The sequence below is a fragment of the Geodermatophilus sp. URMC 64 genome, from assembly GCF_053502555.1.
This window is the reverse complement of record NZ_CP199955.1, coordinates 4613937-4637260: the sequence shown is the minus strand read 5'-3', so window position 1 is coordinate 4637260 and position 23324 is coordinate 4613937. Positions and strand designations below refer to the sequence as shown.

Genomic DNA, 23324 nt, shown 5'->3' with positions numbered 1-23324 from the left:
CGCGCTTTGGGGAGCGACCATTCCCACATGCAGTGTCCTGCCTACCGCGAGGCGCTCTCCGCCCGGCTCGACGGAGAGGCCCTCGGCATGCCCGAGCGGGTCCTCGACGACCACCTCGCCGGCTGCCCCCGGTGCGCCGCCTGGGCCGACGACACGGCGGCGGTCACCCGCCGGGCGCGACTGGCACCGGCCCCGCCCGTGCCGGACCTGACCGCGCGCGTGCTCGCCGCGCTGCCGCGCGAGCTGCCGGGCACCGCCGCCGCCGCGCGGGCGAGGCTGGTGGGAACCGCGCTGCGGCTCGCGCTGCTGGCGGTCGGGGTGGCGCAGGCCGGCATCGCCTGGCCCGCGCTCGCCGCGGGATCAGGGGCGATGAGCGCGCCGGTGCACATGGCGCACGAGACCGGCGCCTGGAACCTGGCGCTGGCCGCGGCTTTCCTGGCCGTCGCCGCCGCGCCGCGGCTGGCCGCGGGGGCGCTGCCGTTCCTCGGCACGTTCACGACCCTGCTCACCGTGGTCACGGTGCGCGACCTGGCCGACGGCCACGTGCACGCCGACCGGGCCGTGCTGCACCTGCTGCTCGTCGTCGGGGTGTTGCTCGTGGCGGGCATGGCCTGGCGCGGCCGGCGCCGCCGCACGGCGACGGCGCCCGTCCGGGGCCGGGTGGCGGCATGAGGCGGCGCGCGGCACTGCTGCTCGTCGCCCTGCTCGGCGGGTGGCTGCTCACCGGGATCGTCGTCGCGGGGCCGGCGGCGGCGCACGCGGAACTGGAGTCGACCAGCCCGGAGTCGGGCGCCCGGCTGGACGCTGCCCCCGCCCAGGTGACGCTGACGTTCACCGAGGGCGTCTCGCTGGGCGCCGGCTACGCGCGGGTGCTCGACTCGGGCCAGGCGCGGGTCGACACCGGGGCGCCGTCCGTCGACGGCGATGTCCTCACCATCCCGCTGCGCGCGGACCTGCCCGACGGCGGCTACCTGGTCACCTACCGGGTGATCTCGGCGGACTCCCACCCGGTCGCCGGCGCGTACTCCTTCGTGGTCGGCGAGGGCGAGCTGCTCAGCGCCGGGGCGGGCGACGTCGGCGACGCCGCCGACCCGGGCATCGCCGCTGCCCTGCCGATCGCCCGCTGGCTCGGCTTCGCCGGCCTGGCGCTGGCCGTCGGCATCCCGGTGCTGCTGCTGGTGTGCTGGCCGGCGGGCTGGCGCTCCGAGCGGCTGCGGCGGCTCAGCGAGGCCGGCGCGGTCGCCGTCGCGGTCGGCGCCCTCGCGAGCTTCGCGCTGCAGGGCCCCTACGCCGCCGGGTCGGGGCTCGGGTCGGTGTTCGACCTGTCGCTGCTCGACACCACCGCGGGCACCGGCTACGGCGTCGTCCTCATGGTCCGGACGCTGCTGGCGTTCTACCTGCTCGCCGGGCTGGCCTCGGCCTGGCGCCGCGGGACGCCGCCGTCGGCACGCATGCTCGCGCTCAACGGCGCCGCCGCGGCCGGCCTGGTGATCACCACCGCGGCGGTCGGCCACCCGGTCGCCGGCGCGTGGCCGGGGCTGGCGCTGCCGGTGACCGCGGTGCACGCGGCGGCGATGGCCGTCTGGCTCGGCGGGCTGACCGGGCTGCTGGCCGGCCTGCTGCGGCCCGGCGTGCCGGCCGGCGAGCTCGCGGTGGCGCTGCCGCGGTTCTCCCGGCTGGCGTTCGGCTCGGTGGTCGCGCTGGTCGTCACCGGGATCGTCCAGTCCGTGCGCGAGGTCGGCTCGCCGGCCGCCCTGGTCGGCACGAGGTACGGCTGGCTGCTGGTCGCCAAGTTGCTGCTGGTCGCGGTGATCCTCGCCGCGGCGGGCGTCTCGCGGGTGTGGGTCCAGCAGCACCTGGGCGTGCCTGGGCCCCGCCGCCGGGTGACCGCGCAGGCCTTCGCCGCCGAGTCGACGGTCGAGACCGAGGACCCCGCCGTGGGCCGGCGGGCCAAGGCGCAGGCCCGGGGAGCGGCCGACGACCTGCCGCCGTTCCGGCGATCGGTGCTCGTCGAGCTGCTGCTCGCCCTCGTCGTCCTCGGCGTGACGTCGGTGCTGGTCGGCACGCCGCCGGCCGAGTCCGAGCTGGCCCAGCCGGTCGACGTGACCGTGCCGCTGCAGGGCAGCGGCGGGTCCGAGGGCAGCGTGCAGATCTCGGTCGACCCGGCGAGCACCGGGCCGAACACGCTGCACGTCTACCTCTTCGACGACGCCGGCCAGCTCACCCAGCCGGCGGACATCGGCGTGACGATCACCGAGTCCGAGCAGCAGCTCGGCCCGATCGACGTCCCCCTCCTGCCGGGTGGCCCCGGCCACTACGTCGCGGACGGGATGACCATCCCCGCGGCCGGCTCATGGACGCTCACGGTGACCGTCCGCGTGGACGAGTTCACCGCCCGTACGGCGAGCACCGACTTCACCGTCCGCTGACCCGCGCCATCCCCCACGACAGAGGAGAACTGTGTCCCTGCCCCGCCCGGCCACCCGGCTCGGCATCGTCCTGGCCGCGCTGATCGGCCTGCTCACCCTCGGCAGCGGCGTCGCCTCGGCGCACGTGACGGTGTCCTCGCCGGACGCCGCGGCCGGCGGGTTCGGCAAGGTCGTCTTCCGCGTCCCCAACGAGAGCGACACGGCGAGCACCGTGCGGCTGCGCATCCAGCTGCCCGCGGACACCCCGTTCGCCTTCGTGAGCTACCAGCCGGTGCAGGGGTGGACGGCGACGCTCACCCGGACGCAGCTGGACCCGCCGGTGACGGGGGAGGACGGCGACGAGATCACCGAGGCGGTGTCGGTGGTGGACTTCGCCGCGGACCCGGGGGCGGGCATCGCGCCGGGGCAGTTCCAGGAGTTCGCGCTCTCGCTCGGCCAGTTCCCGGACGTCGACTCGCTGAGCTTCAGCGCGGTGCAGACCTACAGCGACGGCACCGAGTCGGCCTGGATCGAGCCCACCGTCGCCGGCCAGCCCGAGCCGGAGCGCCCGGCGCCGGTGCTGACGCTGGCCGCCACGTCCGACGGGAGCGGCGACACGAGCGCCGCCGCGGACCACACCCACGACGGCGAGACGACGAACGAGCCGGCCGGCCTGGCGCTCTTCCTCGCCCTGCTCGCGCTGTTCGTCGGTGGCGGCGGCGTCGTCCTGGGGTGGCGGGCGGGGCGACGTACCGTGTCCTCGTGACCACCCCTGTCCGCGGCCGGCTGGCCGCCCTGCTCGGGGCGGGGCTGCTGCTGGCCGGCTGCGGCGGGTCCGGCGGCTCCGGGGACACCGCGGTGTCGCAGGCCGGATCGGCGCACGGGCACGGCTCCGCGCCGGCCGAGGTGTCCGGGCCCCGCGGCGCGTACGCGGGCATCGACCTGGACCCGCCCTACCAGCGGCCCACGTTCACCCTGACCGACACGAGCGGCGCGCCGTACGACTTCGCCGGCGCCACGAGCGGCCGGCCGACGCTGCTGTTCTTCGGCTACACCAACTGCCCCGACGTCTGCCCGACGACGATGGCCGACGTCGCCGTGGCGCTGCGGGGCATGGACCCGGCGACGGCGGAGCAGGTCCAGGTGGTCTTCGTGACCACGGACCCGGCGCGGGACACGCCGGCGGTGCTGGGGGAGTACCTGCACCGGTTCGACGCCGACCTGCCGACCTCCTTCGTCGGGCTGACCGGCGATCAGGCGGCGATCGACCAGGCGCAGCTGTCGGCCGGCGTGCCGCTGGCCGAGGAGAACGGCCAGGTGCACTCGTCGCTGCTGCTGCTGTACGGCGCGGACGACGAGGCGCACGTGGCCTTCGACGCCGGCAACACCCCGCGCGACATCGCCGAGGACCTCGCGACGGTGGCCGGCTCGTGAGACGGGTGCTGCTCGTCGTCCTCGCGGCGATCGCGGCGCTGCTCGTGGCCGGTCCCGCGCAGGCGCACGTCGGCGGCGGCGCCGCCGGCAGCGACTTCGACGGGCGGGTGCTCGCGGTGACCCCGGCCATGCCCGGGGTCTCGGTGCGGGTGCTGCAGTTCGGGGACGAGTTCGAGCTGGTGAACACGAGCAACACCGAGGTCCTCGTCCCGGGCTACTCCGACGAGCCGTACCTGCGCATCGGCCCGGACGGCGTCTGGCGCAACGCGCACAGCCCGGCGACCTGGATCAACCTGGACCGCTTCGGGCGGGTCACCCTGCCGGCGGACGCCGACCCCGCCGCCGAGCCGGACTGGCAGCAGGTCTCCACCGAGCCGTCCTACGTGTGGCACGACCACCGCACGCACTGGATGAGCCAGGGCCAGCTGCCGCCGCCGATCGCCGCCGACCCCACGCGCACCCACCGGGTGTTCGAGTGGCAGATCCCCATGCTCTACGGCGGGCAGGAGGTGACGGTGGCCGGGGAGCTGACCTGGAGCCCGCCGCCGTCGCCGTGGGTGGTCTGGCCGGTGTACGCCGTCCTGGCGCTGGCCGGTGCCCTCGCCGGGCTGCTGGCCCGCTCGCCGCGGCCGCTGGGGGCGCTGCTCTCCGTCGGGGCGGTCGCCGCCCTGTGGCACGCGCTGGCGACGCCGGCGCCGCCGGCCTCGCTCGGCTCGCACGCCGGCGCGATCGTCTCGGCGCTGCTACCGGCGGCCATGGTGCTGCTGGTCGCCGGGCTGGGACTGCGGGCGGCGGTGCGCGGGCGCGGCGTGATGACCGGGCTGATGGCCCTGCTGCTCGGCTGGCTGCTGCTGATCGAGGGCCTGCCGGACGTCGACGTGCTGTGGAGCGCGCACGTGCTGTCCAACGGACCGCAGTGGCTGGCGCGGGCGGCGGTCGCGGTGCTCATCGCGCTGGGGGCGGGACTGGTGGTCGGCGGCATCGCGGCCGCGCGGCGGTTCCGCGAGACGGCCCGCCCGGCCGCCCGCGAGGACGCCGTCCTCCCCGCCTGAGTGCTCGGGCCAAAGTGGCCACTTTGGCCCAAGGTGGCGGCATGCGGCTGCACCTCGACACCGACCTCGGCGGGGACCCCGACGACGCCTGCGCACTGACCATGCTGCTCGGCTGGCCGGGCGTGGAGCTCGCCGGCATCACGACGACGATCGACCCCGGCGGACGGCGGGCGGGCTGCGTCGCCGCGCTGCTGGACCTCCTCGGCCGCTCCGACGTCCCGGTGACCGCGGGCGCGGGCATGTCGCTGACCACCCGGGAGCTCGCCGAGCCCAACGAGGCGCTCTTCCCGCCGACCACGCCCCGCCCCGCACCCGCCGGCGCGGCGCTGGACGTGCTCGAGCGGGCGGTGGCCGACGGTGTGCGGATCGCCGCGATCGGGCCGCTGACCAATCTCGCGGCGCTCGAGCTGCTGCGGCCGGGCGCGCTGTCCGCCGCCGATCTCGTGGTGATGGGCGGCTGGGTGGACCCGCCCGCGCCTGGGTTCCCCGCCTGGGGGCCGGAGCGCGACTGGAACGTGCAGTGGGACACCCGGGCCGCCGAGGTCGTCGCCGCTGCCGCGGGCCGGCTCACGCTGGTGCCGCTGCCGGCGACGCTGTCCGCGCCGCTGACCGGGCGCGACCTGCCGCGGCTGCGGGCGCTGGGCCCGGTGGGGGAGCTGCTGGCCCACCAGAGCGAAGCCCGGCGCGACGAGGCCGGCTACGCCGAGCTGGGGCGCGCCCACCCCGGGCTGCCGGACGACCTCGTGAACTTCCACTTCGACCCCGTCGCCTGCGCGGTGGCGGGCGGCTGGGACGGCGTGCGCACCCGCACCGAACGGCTGCACGCCTGGGTCGAGGACGGCGTCCTGCACTGGGGCGCGGACCCGCGGGAGCGCCGCGTCGAGGTGGTCACCGAGGTCGACGGTGCTGCGTTCAGCGCCGCCTGGTTCGCCGCCGTGGAGCGGGCAGTGGGGTCTGACGGTTTCGCACCGTGATGACACCGGTGTGATTCGTGAGACGGTTCACACGGCGTGTCAAGGCGGGACACGCCGCACGGGGGGTCACGAACAGATCACGCGGTGTTTGTATCTGCATCGACCGAATCGGGCCCGGATCCGGGCCGCTTCCCCCGAGACGGGCAGGTGCATGAGCGCGCGGAACGACGACGCCGACCTCCTCGAGCGTTCGGCACGCCATTCCAGGACGCGGTCCTCCGGTCACCGGCGCCGTCCCATGCTGCTGCTCGCCGCGCTGGTCGCGGGCGGGCTGGGCGCCGGGGTCATCAGCTTCCAGGGCACCTCGGAGGCCGCCGCGGAATCGACGTCCGTGCTCGCCGCCCAGGACATGCTGGCGACCAGCGACGAGGACGTCGAGCTCATGCCGATGGCCTCGATCACCGAGGCCGAGGCCCAGGCCCGGCTGGAGGAGGTCGCCGCCTCCCGTGCCGCCCGCGCGGAGGCCGAGGCCGCCGCCCGGGAGGCCGCGCGGCCCAAGGCGGTGCTGCCGGTGAAGGGGGCGCGGCTGACCAGCACGTTCGCCGCCCGCTGGGGCACGTTCCACTACGGGATCGACCTGGCCGCGCCGATGCGCACGCCCGAGTACGCGGCGATGGACGGCGTGGTGCTCAAGGCCGGCGCGGCCAGCGGGTTCGGCCTGGCGGTCTACATCCTCCACGAGAACGGCGACGTCACCGTCTACGGCCACATGGACAAGATCCTGGTCGAGGTCGGGCAGTACGTGCAGGCCGGCGACGAGATCGCGCTGCTGGGCAACCGGGGCCAGTCCACCGGCCCGCACCTGCACTTCGAGGTGCACCAGGGCGGCATCGACGGCAAGCGGATCGACCCGCTCCCGTGGCTGAACGCCCGCGGCGTCGAGGTCTGATCTGGTCCAATCGCGGCCGTGAGGCGGGCGTCGGAGGAGAACAACCGGCGACTCTTGCGGGCGCGCGACGCGATGGACCGGGCGTACGCCGAGCCGCTCGACGTCCCCACGCTGGCGCGGATCGCGCACGTCTCGGAGGCGCACTTCATCCGGCAGTTCCGGGCGGCGTTCGGCGAGACGCCGAACCGCTACCTGCAGCGGCGCCGGGTCGAGCGGGCGATGTGGCTGCTGCGGTCGACGGACAAGAGCGTCACCGACATCTGCATGGACGTCGGGTTCGCCAGCCTGGGCACGTTCAGCCGGGTGTTCCGTGACATCGTCGGCGAGCCGCCGAGTGAGTACCGGCGGCGCGGGCCGCTGCCGCCAGTTCCCTCCTGCTTCGCCATGGCCTGGACCAGACCGAGCAGTTTTGGAGAAGCCCCAGGTCAGTGAGGCCTTCTAGCGTTCTGCGCATGTTGAACTCACTCGGCACCTCGCAGATCTACGTCACCGACCAGGACCAGGCCCTGGACTTCTACGTCGGCAAGCTCGGCATGGAGGTCCGGGAGGACGTCGATCTCGGCTTCATGCGCTGGCTCACCGTGCAGGTCCCCGGCGACGACCGGGGAATCCTCCTCGAGGTCCCCGGCCCGCCGTCGATGAGCCAGGACACCGCCGCCCAGGTCCGCGAACTGCTCAGCAAGGGCTCGACCGGAGGCCACCTCTTCTTCCGCTGCGACGACGCGCACAAGACGTACGCGGAGCTGAAGGAGAAGGGCGTGGAGATCGCGGAAGAGCCGGTCGACCAGCCCTACGGCATCGACTTCGGACTGCGCGACCCGTTCGGCAACCACATCCGCATCGCCCAGATGAAGCAGGGCTGACCGTCACCGGCAGGGGTGGGACGGCGTGACGCGGCGCACCCACCCCTGCCACCGGACCGCCGCCGCGGCCCTGTACAGTTGCCAACGGCTCGGACGCACCAGACCGGGTCGTGCGGGGCTGTGGCGCAGCTGGTAGCGCACCACACTGGCAGTGTGGGGGTCAGGGGTTCGAGTCCCCTCAGCTCCACCCCTCTGATCAGGCCGTTCTTCCTACGGGAGAGCGGCCTGAGTCGTTTCTGGTGCCACCGTGGTGGCCACTGGAGCCATCTCGGTGCCGGCTCAGTGCCACAGCGCTCGTCCCATCCGGTCCGCCGCGTCCCGGCCGAGGGCCGGCATCACGTGGCTGTAGGTGTCCGTGGTCGTCCGCATCTGTGCGTGGCCGAGCACTTCCATGACGACCCGCGGATGGACGCCCTCGGCCAGCAGTAGCGTCGCCGCGGTGTGCCGGCCGTCGTGCAGCCGGACCTCGCGCACGCCTGCCTCGCGCAGGATGGCCTTCCAGGCGCGCCAGTCGGACTTGCGCTCGATCGGCCGGCCGTTGGGCTGGGCGAAGACCAGGTCGTGGTCCTCCCACAGCGGGCCAGCGGCGATGCGCTCCTCGCGCTGGGCGGTCCGGTGGGCGCTCAGCGCCTCGACGAGCGGGGCTGGGAGGGCCAGGGTGCGGCGGCTGCGATCGGCCTTGGGCTCCTCGTACACCAGGCCCCGCCCGCTGACGCGATGGAGGCCGCGCCGGACGGTGAGTGCTCCGTGATCCAGGTCGACGTCGGCCCACCGCAGGGCGAGGGCCTCGGACTGCCGTAGGCCGACGGCGAGCGCGACTGTCCACCGAGCGGCGTTGCGGTGCGTCTGGGCGGCGGCCATCACTTGCCTGGCTTCTTGCTGGCTGAGCGGCAACGCGGTTTGCGGCCGCTTCACGGCCGGCGGATCGACCAGGGTGGCGACGTTGCGCGCGACCCTGCCGCGCTGGGTCGCGACGCGCAGGGCGCGGGACAGCACTCGATGCGCCCGCAGGGTCGAGGCCGGGCTCAGCCCCTTGTCGGCGAGCCCGGCGTAGAGGCGTTCCAGGTGCTCGGGCTGGAGCCGGTCGAGCCGGAGGTGTCCGATCCCCGGCCGAAGGTGCAGCCGCACGGTGCTTCGGTAGCTCTCCAGGGTCCTGGCGCGCACCTTGCGTGCCGCGATGTTGTCGATCCAGTGGTCCAGCCACTCGCCGACCGTGGGTGGCCGGCCGCCTCCACCATGCCGGCGTCCCGCTTGGCCTCGATGGCCCTGACCTTCGTCACCACGTCGGCGCGCCTGGCGCCGGAGACGTGCCGCGGTCGCGTCGGCCGTTCTCCTTCTTGCCCATCGAGACGAAGCCGTGCCACCGACCGTCCTCGTCCTGGTAGATCGAGGACTCGCCGCTGGCACGCTTTCTGTTCGCGGACGTCGCCCGACGCCACGGACCGGAGCTGTCTCGTTCCTCGATGTCCGTCATCGATCGCTCCCTGCGTCGCTTTACTGAAGCGGCATCGAGTGTCGCGGTGTGTTCTGACACCGAAGCCCGGAAATGCACAGGTCACGCTCGGTCCACCGGATCGCGCGGGAGCTCGAACAAGCCGCGTTGGTCCGTGGTAGTTCGCCGAGGTCGGCGCCGTCGGGACGACGCACTCTGCGGGGGAGCGTCGAGCCGGCGGACGTAGTGCTCCAGCTCCGCGCGGGAGATCCGGCAGCTGCGGCCGATGTGGACCGGGTGGATCTCGCCGGCCTTCATGAGCGTGTAGATGGTCGCGCGGCCGACGCGGAGCACCCGTGCGGCTTCCTCGGGCGTCAGCAGGAGCGGGTCGCCGGCAGGCATGCCGCGGACCGGCTGCGAATGGCCCATGTCCTCGTCTCCTGGCCCCACCTTGGTGGACGGTCACTCAGCAGGCGTGGCACCTCATGACGATCCTCACGTATGGACCTTGATGATCACCCGCGAGCTGCCATGCCTGCCCATCGCCCGACCGGCGTGTCGCAGCCATCCGCGCCAGGGCACACCCTGCGGCGCGACCTCGTGACGCCATGCGGCGGTTCAGCGGTGTCGACCTCGGTCCTTGATCACTGCGACGCTCGGTCCGAAACTGCCGATCCAGATCCGGCTGTGCACCTGAATCGCTGTCGTTGCCATTCCGAATCGATCATTCGCCGGGTAGGTGAACAGCGGTTCCACCTCGCTGAGGTCCGGATCGACACGGATGGCTCGTGATGTCACACCGGCACACTGCCCTAGGAGGGCGCAATCCCGTGATTGCTCGGGCGTCGCTTCGGCGCCAGCAGCGAGGATTTGCCCGTGATCGTCGAAGTGGAGGTTGTCGATCTTGAAGTCGACTGGCAGCGTGGTCGTGGGCTCAGGGGTACTCTCACGCGAAATCCTGTAAATGGTCCGGCCTTCGTAGGCGCCGATGTAGAGCCACCTGCCATCCGGCGAGACCTCGATCCCGTTGGGCTGGTCGATGCCCCTGGTTCCCGGGACCTCGGACCAGCCAGTGCCAGGGCGCCACTCCCAGACGTTGTTCGTCGCAAACCCGGTCACCGCGAGGCCACCGTCGGGCAGCCATGCAACAGAGTTGAAATCGACGTCGTGGCCAGCAGGCTCGAGAACACATCCGACCCAGGTGAGTCTTGGTTGGGAACCACGCGCGTCCACGCGGAAGATCTCGATCGAGTCCCGTCCCTTGTGCCGAACGGCGGCCAGCGTGTGGACTCCATTCCTGCCGGGCAGCAGGCCGATGCCATGTGAGTTGTAGGCGTCGGGCTTCTGGGAACATCCGCTGTACGTGTTGTCAGGGGCCGTGCCCGCCGACTCATCGGGGTAGAGCCGCACGCTCCAGCCGTTCCTCTGGTGGAGCGCGGACAGGTAACCGTCGTCGGCGGTGGTCGAGTACGTCGAGGCTATGACCCACGGCGAGCCAGGGATATCGGCCAGGTCCTCGGGGTTGTTCTGCCCACAGATGAACCCGATAGGCCCGTCTGCTTCGCAATCACCATCCGGCGTCCGGTCGGCGCGCCCAACGTCTTCTTCACTAGGCGACACGGCGACTGCGTCCGCAGTTGCCGCTGGGATATTTGCTGCCGCCAGCAGCACTCCTGCCACACTCGCCAGGACCTGCGCAGTTCGTCTTATCACGATCCGTGATTCCCTTCTTCCGGGCGTTGGCTACGGCCTGAAGCCGAATCGCAGTCACCCGTCATCTCTGCGCGTCGCGATCGGTCGGCGGCGGGTGGCGACAGCAACGCCGGGGCGATAAAGGACACTGTATGTATGCACGCGCCCCCTGGCTTGTCAACCCGGGTCTTGCATTCGATGGGTACACGAGGCCGCCTGTACACATCGTGCGTGCAGGTCAGCGCGCTGCAGATCTTCGGGGACCCCTCGAATGCCCAGGCGCACCGACCTGATCATGTCTCTACTCATGAGCAGTTGAGTGGAGGGCATGCACCCTGCGGACCACTCAGCGGCGCGACAACCAGGTCTAAAGTGGTCCCGCTACGTCCAACCCGCCCACAACCTCCGCGTCGACGGAATTGCCCAGGACGAGGTGCTGCTCACCTGGGACGCGAGAACGGGCCCGGACGGCGGCCTCGCGCGGCTGGTCGCCTTGATGGACCGGCACACTGTACGGGCCAGCTAGAGATCGCGTTCGCGAACTGGCCGGTGCGTGGGCCGCTGCAGCAGGAGCCCCCAGACCTCCGGATCGGCGGCGAGCTCGTCGACCAAGGCGGCGGCGGTCGACTGGTCGACCTCGCGGGGCAGCTGACGGTGCCGGTCGGCCATGCCGGCCGCGATGCAGGCCCGGGAGCCTGTTGCGGACGTAGACCTCGCTGGCCGGGTCGTCACCGATGAGCACCGTGAAAAGGCCTGGGCGGTGCCGCCGGCGGAGTCAGCCCGTCCGATCGTGCGGGCTGCGTCGATCTGCGGCTTCGCGACGGCCAGCCACGGGTCGAGCTGCGCCGGGTCGTCCCAGACCTTGTCTATCAGGTACAGGCCGCGGGTCGGCGCGGTCGCGCCGAGCTCCACCAGCACCGGCTTGAGCAGCAGCTCGGGGGCCAGCGCGTGGGTGGGTCCGCCGACCGAGCATCAGCGGGACGGCGACCACGCCGGTCAGGTCGCCGGTGGCGATCTGGTCGAGGAACAGTTTGAGCAGGCCGGTGTACGTTGCCTTGTAGGTAGGACTGGGCGACGACGGCGACCTCGGCGGCCTTCAGTGCGGCGACGGCCTCTGCCACCGCGGGGTCGCCCCACTCGAGCAGGCCGGCTCCGAGCCCGACGACGTGTATGACGCGGTCCGGCGGCGCGCCGGTGAGCCGTTCGACGACAAGGCCGGCGGCGCCGCGCGCGCGGGAGTGCGGCTTGGGGTTGCCGACGACGGCGATCGTGGTCATGCCGACGCCTTCGGAGCCGTTGCCCCTGGGACGGAGGTCGGGCTGTCGACGAGCGAAGCTCCGGCCCGCACTCGAGCAACAGGCGGCGGCCACGCTCCGTAGCCATGCCGAGAAAGAGTATACGAGATCTGTACAGAAGTGACGGTTCCGTCTACTCTTCTGTCCGCTCGCCTCACCCTTGTCGTCGGAGGAACACAGATGCGTCGTACCGGTAAGCTTCGAGGTCGCGGCATCGCGGTCGTTGGGGTCGCTGCGCTGCTCACCGCGGCCTGCGGTGACGACGGAGGTGGCGGTTCCGGCGCGGATCTGTCGGGGTCTCCCGTCGTCCTCGGCGTACTGGCCAACGCGTCCGGCCCCATCGTCCAGGGGGATCCGGAGGCTCTCGAAGTGCTCGAGGCCTGGGCAGACTGGACGAACGACAACGGAGGCATCAGCGGTCACCCGGTGGAACTCCGGGTCGAGGACACGCGCGGGGACCCGGCGACGGCCGTCGCCGGCGCCGAGGGGCTCGTCGCGGACCCGTCCGTCGTCGGGGTGGTGCACCTCAGTGTGATCACCGAGGGCGCGGTGGGGGACGTGTTCGCCGAGTCCGACCTCGCCGTGGTCGGCGGGTACGGCTACAACCCCACGGTCTGGGGAGCCCTTCCGAACTGGAACATGCTCACGACGTCGTTCCCCCACGCGGTCAACCTGCAGGTCGCCGCCGCCGTGAATGTCGGGGCCCAGTCGGTCGCGGCGGTGGCGTGCGCGGAGGACCCCTCCTGTCTCGCGGCGGCCCCGGTGTTCGAGGCGGCCACCGAGGACCTCGGGGTGGACTACACCGGCGCCCTTCAGGTGGCCTCCACGGCGCCGAACTACACGGCCGAGTGCCTGGAGATCATTGACCGCGGCACCGAGTACCTTCAGGTCTCCTTGCAGGCGACATCGGGGGCCAAACTCGCCGGCGACTGCATCAGGCAGGGATACGAGGGCTGGTTCGGCGCGTCCAACTCGACCCTCGGGCCTGAGCTGTACGAGGTGCCCGACATCCGGATGGCGGGCGGAATCAACGCGTTTCCGTGGTGGATCGACTCCGAGCCGGTTCAGGAATACCGCGACGCGATGGACGAGTACGGCGTCGAGGAGAGCTCCTGGGAGCGCCCCTACTCCACTGGCGCGTGGGCTGCCGGCGAGCTGTTCAAGAAGGCTCTCTCGGGCATCGGAGAGGACGAGAACGTCACCCGCCAGACCGTCGCCAACGCCTACGCCGCCCTTTCGGATGAGACTCTCGACGGGCTGCTTCCTCAGCCCGTGTCCTTCTCGCCCGGCGAGCCGTCACCGACGATCAGCTGCTACTGGCTCTACCAGTTCGAGGACGGCGAGTTTGACCCGGATGTGGGGGATCCGGTCTGCGAGGAACCCGCCGGCTGATGACGCTGGGGGGACGGGCGGTCTCGCCCGTCCCCCCAGCGTCGATGGCTCATCGTCCGGGCGGTCGTGCGTCGCGCGTACCGCATGAGACGTGTCTCGATCCGCTGCCACGCGCACCGGCCGAAGAACCGATGGTCGCTGTGCGAACCCTGTCGTCGCTGCCGTGCTCGCCGCATGCGGTAGCGGTCGGCCATCTGGGCGACGGGAGCCGGCCAAGGCCGTCGGGGGCGCCTGGTGGGCCACCCCGCGCTCGTTCCGGCTCGCCAAAGCACTTGACCATAGAGTGCCGTTTAGTACACTCTTTTCGAGACTGTCGCAGGCGCACCGCAAGGAGACTCGGCCGATCCGCGCCGAGCCCTTCTTCAACGGCACCGGCCAGGCGTAGATGTGCCGGACAAGGACGGGACTTCCATGAGCCACCTCTTGCCCTTCATCGTCAGCGGCATCGCAGCTGGCGCGATCTACGGCCTCGCCGGTACCGGCCTGGTCCTCACGTACAAGACATCAGGGCTGTTCAACTTCGGACACGGCGCCCTCGCCACGCTCGCCGCTTATGTCTTCTACGGGCTGCAGGAGGAGCTGGAGCTCGAGTGGGGCTGGGCATTCTTCATCGCCGTCGTGGTGCTCGGCCCATTGATGGGTCTGGTCATGGAGAGGATCGCCGCCCGGTTGGCGCCTCAGCGCATCGCGCTGCAGATCGTCGCGACCGTGGGACTCATCCTCGCCGTTCAGGGTCTCGCCTCGATCGTCTACGGACCCAATCCCATCCGAGTGCCTCAGTACCTGCCGTACGGCACTGAGACCTTCACCCTGGGCGGCGTCGTCATCGGCGGGGACCAGGTGATCATCACCGCCGTCGCGGTGATCGCGGTCGCCGCCCTCTACGCGCTCTTCCGCTTCTCCCGCACCGGTGTGGCCATGCGAGGCGTCGTGGACGACCCGGACCTGCTCGCCATGCGCGGGACCGACCCGCAGCGCGTCCGTCGGGTCGCGTGGATCATCGGGTCGACCTTCGCGGCGCTCTCCGGGGTGCTGGTGATCCCGATCATCGGGCTCGACGCCATCGGCCTGACCTTTCTCGTCGTCCAGGCCTTCGGCGCTGCCGCGATCGGTGCGTTCTCCAGCGTTCCCCTGACCTTCCTCGGCGGGATTCTCATCGGGGTCGCCGCCGACATGTCGAAGAACTTCGTCCTCGACATCCCGTGGCTGACGGGCCTTCCGTCGGCCCTGCCCTTCCTCGTCCTGTTCACGGTGCTGCTGGTCCTGCCCAAGTCCAAGTTGGCAGGGCCTGGACGGGCGGAGGTGCGCCCGCCGCTGCAGTACCGTGCGCCGACGCGTCTGCGGGTGGGTCTCGGCATCCTCCTGCTGGTGCCTGCTCTGTTCGTGCCGCAGATGGTCGGGGGCAAGCTCTCCTTCTGGATCGTCGCTCTGGTGACCGCGATCCTCCTGCTGTCGCTCGGTCTCCTGGTCCGTACCTCGGGTCAGGTCTCGCTGTGTCACGCCGCGTTCGCGGCCATCGGCGCTGTCGCCTTCTCCCAGTTCCACGTCGACCTCGGCCTGCCCTGGCTCGCGGCAGCCGTGCTCGGCGCGCTGGTCGCCGTGCCGGTCGGCGCACTGATCGCCCTACCGGCGATCCGGCTCTCCGGCCTGTTTCTCGCGCTGGCCACGTTCGGATTCGGCATCCTCGTCCAGCAGCTGTTCTACAGACAGCCCTGGATGTTCACCACGGTCGCAGAGGGCCGCCGCATGCCTCGGCCGGAGTGGGCGCCGACTGCTCAGGACTTCTACTACGTGGTCCTCGGCGCCCTCGTGGTCGTTTCGGTCCTGCTCGTCGTCATCCAGCGCAGCCGCCTCGGCCGCATGTTGCAGGGCATGTCCGGCTCTCCGACCGCAGTCACGTCGCTGGGCCTGAGCACCCAGCTCAGCAAACTCATCGTCTTCTGCGCGTCCGCTTTCATCGCCGGCTTTGCCGGCGTCCTTCTAGGGGTCTCCCGAGGCTTCGCCGTCGGTGCCGACGCCGCCTTCCAGCCCTTCTACTCGCTGCTCCTGCTGGCGATGCTCGCCCTTGCTCCGTTCGCCGAGCCGTGGTACGCGCTGGTGGCGGTGTCGAGCGTGCTGCCGGGCTACATCCCCGGTGGGGACACGGTTCACGTGATCAACACGATCTTCGGCGTCTTCGCGGTGCTCGTGGGCATGGAGGGCGGCACGCCTCCGATGCCGCGCCGGCTCCGCGAGCTGCTGGATCGGGCAGGTGGGCGGCGCAGCGTGCCCGCGGCAGCCGTGGCACCGGCGAGCACGGCGCCCGAGGAGCTCGCGCCGGAGGAATCGGAGCCCATCCGGCTGTCGGCGGACCGAACCGGTCTGGCCGTGCGTGACCTGCGGGTGACATTCGGGGGCATCCACGCTGTGGAGGACCTGACCTTCGAGGCGCCGACGGGCCGCATCACCGGTTTGATCGGACCCAACGGCGCGGGCAAGACGACGACCTTCAACGCCTGCAGCGGGCTGAACCGCCGCTTCGAGGGAACGGTCAGCCTGCACGGCCGGGACGTCACGACGGCCCCGCCGGCTGCCCGAGGACGCCTCGGTCTCGGGCGGACCTTCCAGCGTATGGAGCTGTGCGAGACGCTCACTGTTGAGGACAACGTGCTCCTGGGGCACGAGGCGTCTCAGGCCGGCGCCAACGTCATCAGTCAGTTCGCTGCTCGACCCGCCGAGTGGCGCGAGGCCCGCCGCAGCGCGGCGGACGCCATGGAGCTGTGCGGCATCGCCCACTTGGCGCAGGAGCAGGTCGGTGCCCTGTCCACGGGCCAACGGCGTCTCGTTGAGCTGGCCCGGTGCCTCGCCGGTCCTTTCGACGTCCTGCTGCTCGACGAGCCGTCATCAGGTCTGGACCAGGAGGAGAGCGCGCGACTCGGCCAGATCCTCGAGCGAGTGGTCGCCTCGCGCGGCATCGGCGTCCTGCTGGTGGAGCACGACATGGGGCTCGTCATGGAGATCTGCAGCTACTTGTACGTCCTGGACTTCGGACGTCTGATCTTCGAGGGCACGCCGGCGGAGGTCGCGTCGAGTCACGTCGTCCAAGCCGCCTACCTGGGTGAGGTCGACGCGGAACTCGAGATGGCCGCGGAAGCCACGGTGAGCCACAGCCCCGCGGGAGGTGTCTCGTGACGACCGGCGCGGCCCCGGACCGGCCGCTGACTGCACATGCTTTCGGCCAGGGGGAGGCGTCGGACGTTATGCGCGCGAAGGCTGTGATGGGCGAGGCCCATGCGGCACACGGCGACCATGGCACGAGGGCTGCCGCCCTCTACGTCGAGCGGCTGTCCGCCGGTTACGGGAGCACGCGGGTGCTGTGGGACGTCTCCCTGACCGTGCCTGCAGGGACGGCGGTGGCCCTGCTGGGACCGAACGGCGCCGGCAAGTCGACCCTGCTGCGCACCGTGTCGGGGTTCCTGCCGGCGACCAGTGGCACGGTGCGGATGCAGGGCAGGGACATCACCAAGGTGAAGGCCCATCGCAGGGCGGCCGATGGGCTCTGCCTGGTGCCCGAGGGGCGTGGAGTCTTTCGCGGACTCACGGTGAAGGAGAACCTGCTCCTCCAGTCGCATCGAGGGGCCGAGGACGAGGCGGTTGATCGCGCCCGCACGGCCTTTCCCATCCTGGGCCAGCGACTCGATCAGATCGTGGGGACGATGAGCGGTGGTCAGCAGCAGATGCTGGCCATGGCGGCCGCGTATGTGCGGCGCCCGTCCCTCGTCTTGGTGGACGAGGCCTCCCTCGGCCTCGCGCCGATCGTCGTCGACGAGATCTTCGCGTTCCTGCGCCAACTGGTCGAGGAAGGATCGTCCCTGCTACTGGTCGACCAGTTCGTCTCGCGCGCACTGGCCCTGGCGGACACGGCCTACGTCCTCCGTCGCGGCCGGGTCGTGCACAGCGGACCGGCCGCCGCACTGGCCGACACCGATCTCTTCCAGACGTACATGGGTCGCGACGAACAGTGAGCCCTCCCGAACCGGCCGACGGTGAGTGCGCTTGCGCACTGGCCCCGTTTCCGTCGGCGTGGGCTGACGGATGGTTGTGCAGCTCGAGCAGCTCCGCTTCGTCGACGCTGCCTCCGTAGGACCGCGGACACCTGCGCAAACGACCGTGAGCCCTGTCGCCCGCTACGGAAGGTCACCGATGCCCCAGCCAGTCCCCGCCACGGCAGTCCCGACGACCCTCGACATCCCTACGGGAGATGTCGTGCTGAGGGCCGACGCCTACGGCGACCCGGCGAATGCACCGGTGGTCCTGCTCCACGGCGGCGGGCAGACCCGCCACTCGTGGGGGAGGAGTGCCGCGGCGCTGGCGGGCTCGGGCCTGTATGCGCTCGCCGTGGATCTCCGGGGCCACGGTGAGAGCGACTGGTCGCCCGATGGCGTTTACGGGCTCGATCGATTCGCCGGCGACATCACCGGGATCGTCGAGTACGTCGGCCGACCGCCGGTGTTGATCGGTGCCTCGCTGGGTGGCAATGCCTCGCTCGCCGCGCTCGGCCAGCTGCCTCGCCTCGCCTCGGCACTGGTGTTGGTGGACGTCTCTCCCTTCCTCCAGCCCTCGGGAACGGGCCGGATCCGCCACTTCATGAGTGCCCACGCCAAGGGCGGTTTCGGCTCGCTGGAGGAGGTGGCCGATGCGGTGGCCGCGTATCTGCCGCACCGGCCGCGGCCGACCAATCTCGATGGTCTTCGCAAGAACCTCCGCAGGGTCGGCGACCGGTGGTTCTGGCACTGGGACCCGGCCTTCCTCAGCTCGCCGTCCGACCAAGCGGTGCAACGCGACCCGCTCATCGACCCGGCCCGCCTCGGGGCGGCCGCCGCGACGCTGCGCGTGCCCACCCTCCTCGTGCGGGGCGGGGAATCCGACGTGCTGAGCGTCCAGGACGCCGTTCGATTCCTCGATCTGGTACCGCACGCCGAGATTGCGACCGTGGCCCACGCCGGTCACATGGTCGCGGGCGACGACAACGCGGTCTTCGGGGACGCGCTCCAGGACTTCCTGGACCGCCGGATCCGCCCTCGACTGGCGCTCTTGGCATCGATGTCCTGACGGCCGACAGCCGCCAACCACCGGGAGGCGGCTCGCACAGGTCACTCGTGCGGCATCCTGGGCTGATCGGCAGGCCGTCGCCCGGAGGTGGCCCGCCTTCGAGCTCCCCGGCTCCGACGCGCCATCCGTTGGGGACTGCTCCTGGTCGACCAGCCGCTCGCACAGGGCGGCCGAATCGCAGCCGCCCGGTGCTGGGACGACGGCGAGCGCATCCGACTGGCCGGGCGGGCGGGATGTTCCGGGACCACGGCTCTGCCCGCGGTCGACGAGACGTACGCGCCGCACGACGCGATCGCCGAGATCCTGCGTGATGTCCACCTGGGGTATGGGACCCCGTTCGAAACGCTCACCGACTACCGCACCGCGGCGACCGCCGCCCCTGACCGACCCGAGGACCTGTCCGAGATTCTTCACACAGCGCAGCCCAATGCGGCCGCGGCGTCGGAGGCCGTGCGGACAGCGGGTCGTCAGAGGTCGAGTACCAGCTTGGGGCAGGCCGCCCGGGAGACGCAGATGAACATCGTGTCGTTGGCCGTCTGCTCCGCCGGGGTCAACAGGGAGTCGCGGTGGTCGACCTCGCCCTGCAACACCGGCGTTTCGCAGGTGCCGCACGTCCCCTCCGCACACGAGGAGAACACCTCGATCCCGGCCTCCTCGACGACGTCGAGGATCGACTTGTCCGGGGGCACGGTCAAGGTCAGGCCGCTCGTGGCCAGCTCGACCTCGAAGGAGTCGGCGAGCACCGGCTCGCCCTGCTCCTTGGGGCTGAACCGCTCCACGTGCAGGCTGCCCTCGGGCCAGGCGCCGCAGTGCTGCTCGACGGCGTTGAGCAGCGGCTCGGGGCCGCAGGAGTAGACCAGCGTATCCGGCCGAGGGGTGCCGAGGATCTTTGGAAGGTCGATCAGCCCGACCTCGTCCTGCGGGTGCAGGGTGACCCGGTTTCCGGTCGCGTCCTCGAGCGCCTCGAGGAAGGCCATGGAGCGGCGGCTGCGCCCGCCGTAGTGCAGCTCCCAGTCCGCGCCTGCGGCCTCGGCGGCGGCGAGCATCGGCAGGATCGGTGTGATGCCGATGCCGCCGGCGATGAACAGGTAACTCGGGGATGCGACCAGCTCGAAGTTGTTGCGCGGGCCGCGGACGGCGACCTCGCTGCCCTCGGACAGCGCCTCGTGCACGTGTTCGGATCCGCCGCGGCTCGTCGGCTCCCGCAGCACGGCGACCCGCCACACCGACCGGTCATTCGGGTCGCCGCACAGCGAGTACTGGCGCACCAGGCCGTCGCGCAGCTTGAGGTCGATGTGCGCGCCCGGTGCCCAGGCGGGAAGTTCGGCCCCCGAGAGGTCGCGCAGGTCGAGGACGACGACACCCTCGGCGCCCGTCGTCCGAGTGGCCACCTGCAGGTGCAGGTCCACCTCGTCGTGTGCGGTGTGCACGGGAGTCTCCGTTCTGGCTCCGGGCCTCAGATTCAAGGGCTGCCACGCAGGCGGCCACAAGGGGAATGTCTCGGAGTTGCGACGCCTCGAAGCGACAGCAGTGCCGTGATGGACAAGACGGTCCCGATCGGGCCACGGCGACGCTTGTGAGGGGAGCTGGCGGCTCGTCCGCGCAGTCAGGGAGCCGGCCGATCAGTCGGACGCGGACCGGAGGCCGGAGAGGACGTCGCGGCGGAGCAGCTTGCCGGTGGGTGTGCGCGGGAGCTCGTGCCAGCACAGGATCCGGTCCGGTGTCTTGGAGCTGCGCAGCGTGCCGCGCACGGTCTCCCGCAGTTCCCCAAGGACGGCATCGTCGAGCTCGATTCCCGGCCGGGGGACGACGACGGCCTCGATGCGCTGTCCCCACTCCTCGTCCGGTACCCCCACGACGACGGCGTCGGCGACGTCCGGGTGGCGCAGCAGGACGTCCTCGATCTCGGCGGGGGCGATGTTCTCGGCGCCGCGGATGATCGTGTCGTCGACCCGGCCTTCGATGAACAGGTAACCGTCGGCGTCGAGCCGGCCTTGGTCCCGGGTGCAGAACCAGCCTTGCTCGTCGATCGAGGAGCCCTTCCCGGCGTACTCCGTGGAGACCTGCTCGCCACGCACCCAGACAATCCCGGGGGAGCCGTCGGGGACCGGTTGTCCGTCAGGGTCGCGCACCTCGATCTCGATGCCGGGCACCGCGCGGCCGGCCGAGGACAAGCGGGCCCGGACGGCCTCGTCGTCCGAGGTCTGGGCCGCGCGGTGCTCGTCGGGGCCCAGAACGGTGATGGTGGAGGAGGTCTCGGTCAGCCCGTAGGCGTTGACGAAGCTGACATGTGGCCACTCGGCGAGGGCCTGCTCGATGATCCGGCGCGGCATCGCGGCGCCGCCGTAGGCCAGCGCCTTCAGCGAGGGGACCGACCGATCGAGATCGGGTTCGTCCATGATCCGGGCCAGCATGGTCGGCACGACCATCGCGTTGGTGATCTCCTGCTCCCGCACGGTGCGCACCCACTCCTGCGGTGTGAACGCGTCCAGCACGATCACCCGGCGGCCCGCGTACAGGTTCGTGAGGGCGTTGGACACCGCCGCGATGTGGTAGGGCGGCACGCTCATCAGGGCGGCATCGCTCTCGTCCGCGCTGGCGAACTCGACGGTACCGAGCACGTAGGAGACCAGGTTGGAGTGGCGTAGGACGACGCCCTTCGGAGCCGATGTGGTGCCCGAGGTGTAGATGATCACGGCGGCCGAGGTGGGGTCCACGAAGGCTTCTTCCGCTGCGGGCTCGGCCACGGCGGCCGCCGCGGCCGCGGCGAGGAAGTCGTCGGGGGAGCGTGGGCTCAGGCCGGCCTGCTCGAGGAGGGCCGTCTGGCCGGTGTCGGCCACCACCAGGGCCCTGGGGTGGTTCCGCAGGAGCGCCTCGAGCTGCTCGGCGCCGAGCCGGTAGTTGACCGGCACGAGCGGCACCCCCGCTCGGGCGGCCGAGAACAGCGCGACCGGGAACGCCGGGCCGCTGACCGCGAGGTAGACCAGTGCGTCGGCGTCGGCCTCCGCGATCAGGGCGGCCCCGCCCATGGACAGCTCCCGCAGCCGTGTCGCGGATAGCCCCTCCTCGCGCGAGCCCACGAGAATCCGGTCGCCGAGGGCGTCGGAGACCATGTCCAGCAGCATCGTGACGTTCATGGGTGCACTCCGGTCGATGGGGGAGGGGGACTGGGACGTTCCCTGGCGTCGTGGCACGGATGAGCCACGGGGACGGAGAGGACGCTCAGCTGTGGACTCGATGCGCCCGGGGGCCCCTCGCCGGCGTCGACGCCGGGGAGGGGCCCCGCCCGCGGGACGTCAGGATCCGTAGGACATGATCGGCCCCTCGCCCATGCCGATTCCGACGCTCTTGAACTGCAAGAACTCCTCGTAGCCGGCCTTGCCGCCTTCCTTGCCCTGACCGCTGAGGCCACGGCCGCCGAAGGGGCGGTTGATCATCAGGTTGCCGGCCCCGTTGACGTGGATGTCGCCCGCGTCGAGCTGTTCGGCCACCCGGAGCGCCCGGCTGACGTCGTTCGTACGCAGGTACGCCGCGAGTCCGTACTGGGTGGAGTTGGCGATCTCGATCGCCTCAGCCTCGTCCTTGAACGGGGTGATCGCGAGGACGGGACCGAAGACCTCCTTCTGCGCCAGTTCGGACTGGGGATCGACGTCGGCGAAGACCGTGGGTTCGATGTAGTAGCCACCGGCCAGCTCGCCGGGCAGCTGGGCGCGGGAACCGCCGGTGACGAGTCGGGCCCCCTCGGACGGCGCCCGCTCGATCATGCCGAGGATGCGGTCGAGCGCGGCCTGATTGATCACCGGACCGGTGACGGTGGCGGGGTCGAAGGGGTCGCCGACGGTGAAGGACTTCGCGATCGCCTCCATGCGGTCGACCACCTCGGGGTAGATCGTTTCCTGAACCAGCATCCGGCTGGGGAAGGAGCAGCCCTGCCCCGCCAGGACCCCCACGGAGAGCAGCCCGCCGTGGGTGCACGAGACGTCCAGGTCCGCATCGTCGAAGATCACGTTGGCGGACTTGCCGCCCAGCTCGAGGACCAGCGGCTTGAACGAGCCGGCACAGGACTTCACGATCTGTTCTCCGGTGGTGGAGCCACCGGTGAAGGTGACCTTCTTGACCAGCGGGTGCTGGACGAGGGCCGCGCCCGCCTCACCGGTACCGGGCAGGATGTTGATCACGCCGGGCGGGAACCCGGCCTCCCGGACCAGGCCCATGAAGTACTCGGGCCCGTACGGGGTCAGTTCCGAGGGCTTGATCACCACGGTGTTCCCTGCGGCCAGCGCGGCGGGCACCTTCATCGCGATCGAGCCGAGGGGCCCGTTCCAGGTGACGATCACCCCCACCACCCCGTAGGGCTGGGCGAGGGTGTACGCGAACTGCTTCTGCTCTGACCAGGTCGCGACGACGTCGGTCGTGTACTTGTCCGCCCAGCCCGCGTAGTAGCGGGTGTAGGCCGTGAAGAAGGACTGCTCGCCGGTGGGTGGCGTGTAGTTGAACCCCGTTTCGAGGGTGGTCAGCCGGCTGAGTTCGGCGTCGTGCTGGTCCCAAAGGTCGGCCAGGCGCAGCAGGAGTCGGCGACGTTCGACCGGAGGGGTCCGCCGCCAGGTCTGGAAGGCCTCGTGGGCGGCCCGGACCGCCCGGTCGATCTCCTCCGCACCGGCGAGCGGGATGGTCCCGGTGACCTTGCCCGTGATTGGGCTGACGTGGTCGTGGCTTCCTCCACTGCCGCTGGTCAGCTGGTCCGAGCCGATGTGGAGGTGGACCGGGATCCCCTCGCGGCTGATCTCGGATGCTGCGGTCAT

At 71.4% G+C, this 23324-nt stretch carries 20 protein-coding genes, 1 tRNA gene and 2 pseudogenes; 14 read left to right on the top strand and 9 right to left on the bottom strand.

Features of this window, described 5'->3' with window-relative positions; genetic code table 11:
* Nucleotides 1-27: 27 nt before the first annotated feature.
* From ACWIYF_RS22595 to ACWIYF_RS22550, 10 genes are all read left to right on the top strand, one after another.
* Entirely contained in the window at nt 28-672 is a 645-nt protein-coding gene (locus tag ACWIYF_RS22595) for a zf-HC2 domain-containing protein (protein ID WP_448625060.1), read from the top strand.
* The gene (locus tag ACWIYF_RS22590) at nt 669-2429 is read left to right on the top strand and encodes a copper resistance CopC/CopD family protein (RefSeq protein ID WP_448625059.1); all 1761 of its coding nucleotides are present in this window, start codon (nt 669-671) and stop codon (nt 2427-2429) included. Before ACWIYF_RS22595 ends, ACWIYF_RS22590 begins: the two co-directional genes overlap by 4 nt.
* Nucleotides 2430-2460: 31 nt before the next feature.
* Nucleotides 2461-3174 carry a YcnI family copper-binding membrane protein gene (locus ACWIYF_RS22585; protein WP_448625058.1) on the top strand — a complete coding sequence of 238 codons (714 nt, stop codon included), beginning with the start codon at nt 2461-2463 and terminating at the stop codon, nt 3172-3174.
* Nucleotides 3171-3842, top strand: coding sequence for an SCO family protein (locus ACWIYF_RS22580; RefSeq protein ID WP_448625057.1), 672 nt, complete (start codon nt 3171-3173; stop codon nt 3840-3842). The genes ACWIYF_RS22585 and ACWIYF_RS22580 overlap by 4 nt, the downstream gene beginning before the upstream one ends.
* A complete protein-coding gene (locus ACWIYF_RS22575) occupies nt 3839-4894 on the top strand; it encodes a hypothetical protein (RefSeq protein WP_448625056.1) in 1056 nt (351 codons plus the stop codon). The genes ACWIYF_RS22580 and ACWIYF_RS22575 overlap by 4 nt, the downstream gene beginning before the upstream one ends.
* Before the next feature lie 41 nt (nt 4895-4935).
* Nucleotides 4936-5868, top strand: coding sequence for a nucleoside hydrolase (locus ACWIYF_RS22570; protein WP_448625055.1), 933 nt, complete (start codon nt 4936-4938; stop codon nt 5866-5868).
* A gap of 238 nt (nt 5869-6106) precedes the next feature.
* Nucleotides 6107-6757 (top strand): M23 family metallopeptidase, encoded by a 651-nt coding sequence (locus tag ACWIYF_RS22565; protein ID WP_448625054.1) that lies wholly within the window; start codon nt 6107-6109, stop codon nt 6755-6757.
* Between the two features lie 18 nt (nt 6758-6775).
* A complete protein-coding gene (locus ACWIYF_RS22560; RefSeq protein ID WP_448625053.1) occupies nt 6776-7189 on the top strand; it encodes a helix-turn-helix domain-containing protein in 414 nt (137 codons plus the stop codon).
* Between the two features lie 20 nt (nt 7190-7209).
* The gene (locus tag ACWIYF_RS22555; RefSeq protein WP_448625052.1) at nt 7210-7620 is read left to right on the top strand and encodes a VOC family protein; all 411 of its coding nucleotides are present in this window, start codon (nt 7210-7212) and stop codon (nt 7618-7620) included.
* A 114-nt stretch (nt 7621-7734) separates the two neighbouring features.
* Nucleotides 7735-7807, top strand: a tRNA-Ala gene (locus tag ACWIYF_RS22550).
* 92 nt (nt 7808-7899) lie between these two features.
* Here ACWIYF_RS22550 and ACWIYF_RS22545 read toward each other — a convergent pair.
* From ACWIYF_RS22545 to ACWIYF_RS22520, 6 genes and pseudogenes are all read right to left on the bottom strand, one after another.
* Nucleotides 7900-8616 (bottom strand): site-specific integrase, encoded by a 717-nt coding sequence (locus ACWIYF_RS22545; RefSeq protein WP_448628790.1) that lies wholly within the window; start codon nt 8614-8616, stop codon nt 7900-7902.
* 57 nt (nt 8617-8673) lie between these two features.
* Nucleotides 8674-8823: pseudogene (locus ACWIYF_RS22540) on the bottom strand (tyrosine-type recombinase/integrase); the annotation flags it as partial.
* A 73-nt stretch (nt 8824-8896) separates the two neighbouring features.
* Complete coding sequence (locus ACWIYF_RS22535; RefSeq protein WP_448628806.1) at nt 8897-9094, bottom strand: hypothetical protein; 198 nt, start codon at nt 9092-9094, stop codon at nt 8897-8899.
* A gap of 81 nt (nt 9095-9175) precedes the next feature.
* Nucleotides 9176-9481, bottom strand: coding sequence for a helix-turn-helix domain-containing protein (locus ACWIYF_RS22530; protein ID WP_448625051.1), 306 nt, complete (start codon nt 9479-9481; stop codon nt 9176-9178).
* A gap of 189 nt (nt 9482-9670) precedes the next feature.
* Nucleotides 9671-10723 carry a WD40 repeat domain-containing protein gene (locus ACWIYF_RS22525; RefSeq protein ID WP_448625050.1) on the bottom strand — a complete coding sequence of 351 codons (1053 nt, stop codon included), beginning with the start codon at nt 10721-10723 and terminating at the stop codon, nt 9671-9673.
* A gap of 543 nt (nt 10724-11266) precedes the next feature.
* Nucleotides 11267-11656 carry a hypothetical protein gene (locus ACWIYF_RS22520; protein ID WP_448625049.1) on the bottom strand — a complete coding sequence of 130 codons (390 nt, stop codon included), beginning with the start codon at nt 11654-11656 and terminating at the stop codon, nt 11267-11269.
* Between the two features lie 563 nt (nt 11657-12219).
* Between ACWIYF_RS22520 and ACWIYF_RS22515 the strand changes: the two genes are divergently transcribed.
* From ACWIYF_RS22515 to ACWIYF_RS22500, 4 genes are all read left to right on the top strand, one after another.
* A complete protein-coding gene (locus tag ACWIYF_RS22515) occupies nt 12220-13431 on the top strand; it encodes an ABC transporter substrate-binding protein (protein ID WP_448625048.1) in 1212 nt (403 codons plus the stop codon).
* A 411-nt stretch (nt 13432-13842) separates the two neighbouring features.
* The gene (locus tag ACWIYF_RS22510) at nt 13843-16602 is read left to right on the top strand and encodes an ABC transporter permease subunit (protein ID WP_448625047.1); all 2760 of its coding nucleotides are present in this window, start codon (nt 13843-13845) and stop codon (nt 16600-16602) included.
* On the top strand, nt 16599-17435 hold the full coding sequence (locus tag ACWIYF_RS22505; RefSeq protein ID WP_448625046.1) for an ABC transporter ATP-binding protein: 837 nt from the start codon (nt 16599-16601) through the stop codon (nt 17433-17435). The genes ACWIYF_RS22510 and ACWIYF_RS22505 overlap by 4 nt, the downstream gene beginning before the upstream one ends.
* Before the next feature lie 241 nt (nt 17436-17676).
* Nucleotides 17677-18522, top strand: a complete 846-nt coding sequence (locus ACWIYF_RS22500) for an alpha/beta fold hydrolase (protein ID WP_448625045.1) — start codon at nt 17677-17679, stop codon at nt 18520-18522.
* Between the two features lie 467 nt (nt 18523-18989).
* Here ACWIYF_RS22500 and ACWIYF_RS22495 read toward each other — a convergent pair.
* The 3 genes and pseudogenes from ACWIYF_RS22495 to ACWIYF_RS22485 all read right to left on the bottom strand — a co-directional run.
* Nucleotides 18990-19958 (bottom strand): annotated as a pseudogene (locus ACWIYF_RS22495) (PDR/VanB family oxidoreductase); the annotation flags it as partial.
* 186 nt (nt 19959-20144) lie between these two features.
* The gene (locus ACWIYF_RS22490) at nt 20145-21659 is read right to left on the bottom strand and encodes a class I adenylate-forming enzyme family protein (protein ID WP_448625044.1); all 1515 of its coding nucleotides are present in this window, start codon (nt 21657-21659) and stop codon (nt 20145-20147) included.
* A gap of 159 nt (nt 21660-21818) precedes the next feature.
* Nucleotides 21819-23324: an aldehyde dehydrogenase family protein gene (locus ACWIYF_RS22485; RefSeq protein ID WP_448625043.1), complete on the bottom strand. Its 1506-nt coding sequence runs from the start codon at nt 23322-23324 to the stop codon at nt 21819-21821.

Bases quoted from the DNA above. Each gene is read 5' to 3' on its own strand.
- ACWIYF_RS22555 (WP_448625052.1), top strand. From the start codon at position 7,210: ATGTTGAACTCACTCGGCACCTCGCAGATCTACGTCACCGACCAGGAC.
- ACWIYF_RS22510 (WP_448625047.1), top strand. From the start codon at position 13,843: ATGAGCCACCTCTTGCCCTTCATCGTCAGCGGCATCGCAGCTGGCGCG.
- ACWIYF_RS22565 (WP_448625054.1), top strand. From the start codon at position 6,107: ATGCTGCTGCTCGCCGCGCTGGTCGCGGGCGGGCTGGGCGCCGGGGTC.
- ACWIYF_RS22590 (WP_448625059.1), top strand. From the start codon at position 669: ATGAGGCGGCGCGCGGCACTGCTGCTCGTCGCCCTGCTCGGCGGGTGG.
- ACWIYF_RS22595 (WP_448625060.1), top strand. From the start codon at position 28: ATGCAGTGTCCTGCCTACCGCGAGGCGCTCTCCGCCCGGCTCGACGGA.
- ACWIYF_RS22485 (WP_448625043.1), bottom strand. From the start codon at position 23,324: ATGACCGCAGCATCCGAGATCAGCCGCGAGGGGATCCCGGTCCACCTC.
- ACWIYF_RS22490 (WP_448625044.1), bottom strand. From the start codon at position 21,659: ATGAACGTCACGATGCTGCTGGACATGGTCTCCGACGCCCTCGGCGAC.
- ACWIYF_RS22515 (WP_448625048.1), top strand. From the start codon at position 12,220: ATGCGTCGTACCGGTAAGCTTCGAGGTCGCGGCATCGCGGTCGTTGGG.
- ACWIYF_RS22570 (WP_448625055.1), top strand. From the start codon at position 4,936: ATGCGGCTGCACCTCGACACCGACCTCGGCGGGGACCCCGACGACGCC.
- ACWIYF_RS22535 (WP_448628806.1), bottom strand. From the start codon at position 9,094: ATGACGGACATCGAGGAACGAGACAGCTCCGGTCCGTGGCGTCGGGCG.
- ACWIYF_RS22530 (WP_448625051.1), bottom strand. From the start codon at position 9,481: ATGGGCCATTCGCAGCCGGTCCGCGGCATGCCTGCCGGCGACCCGCTC.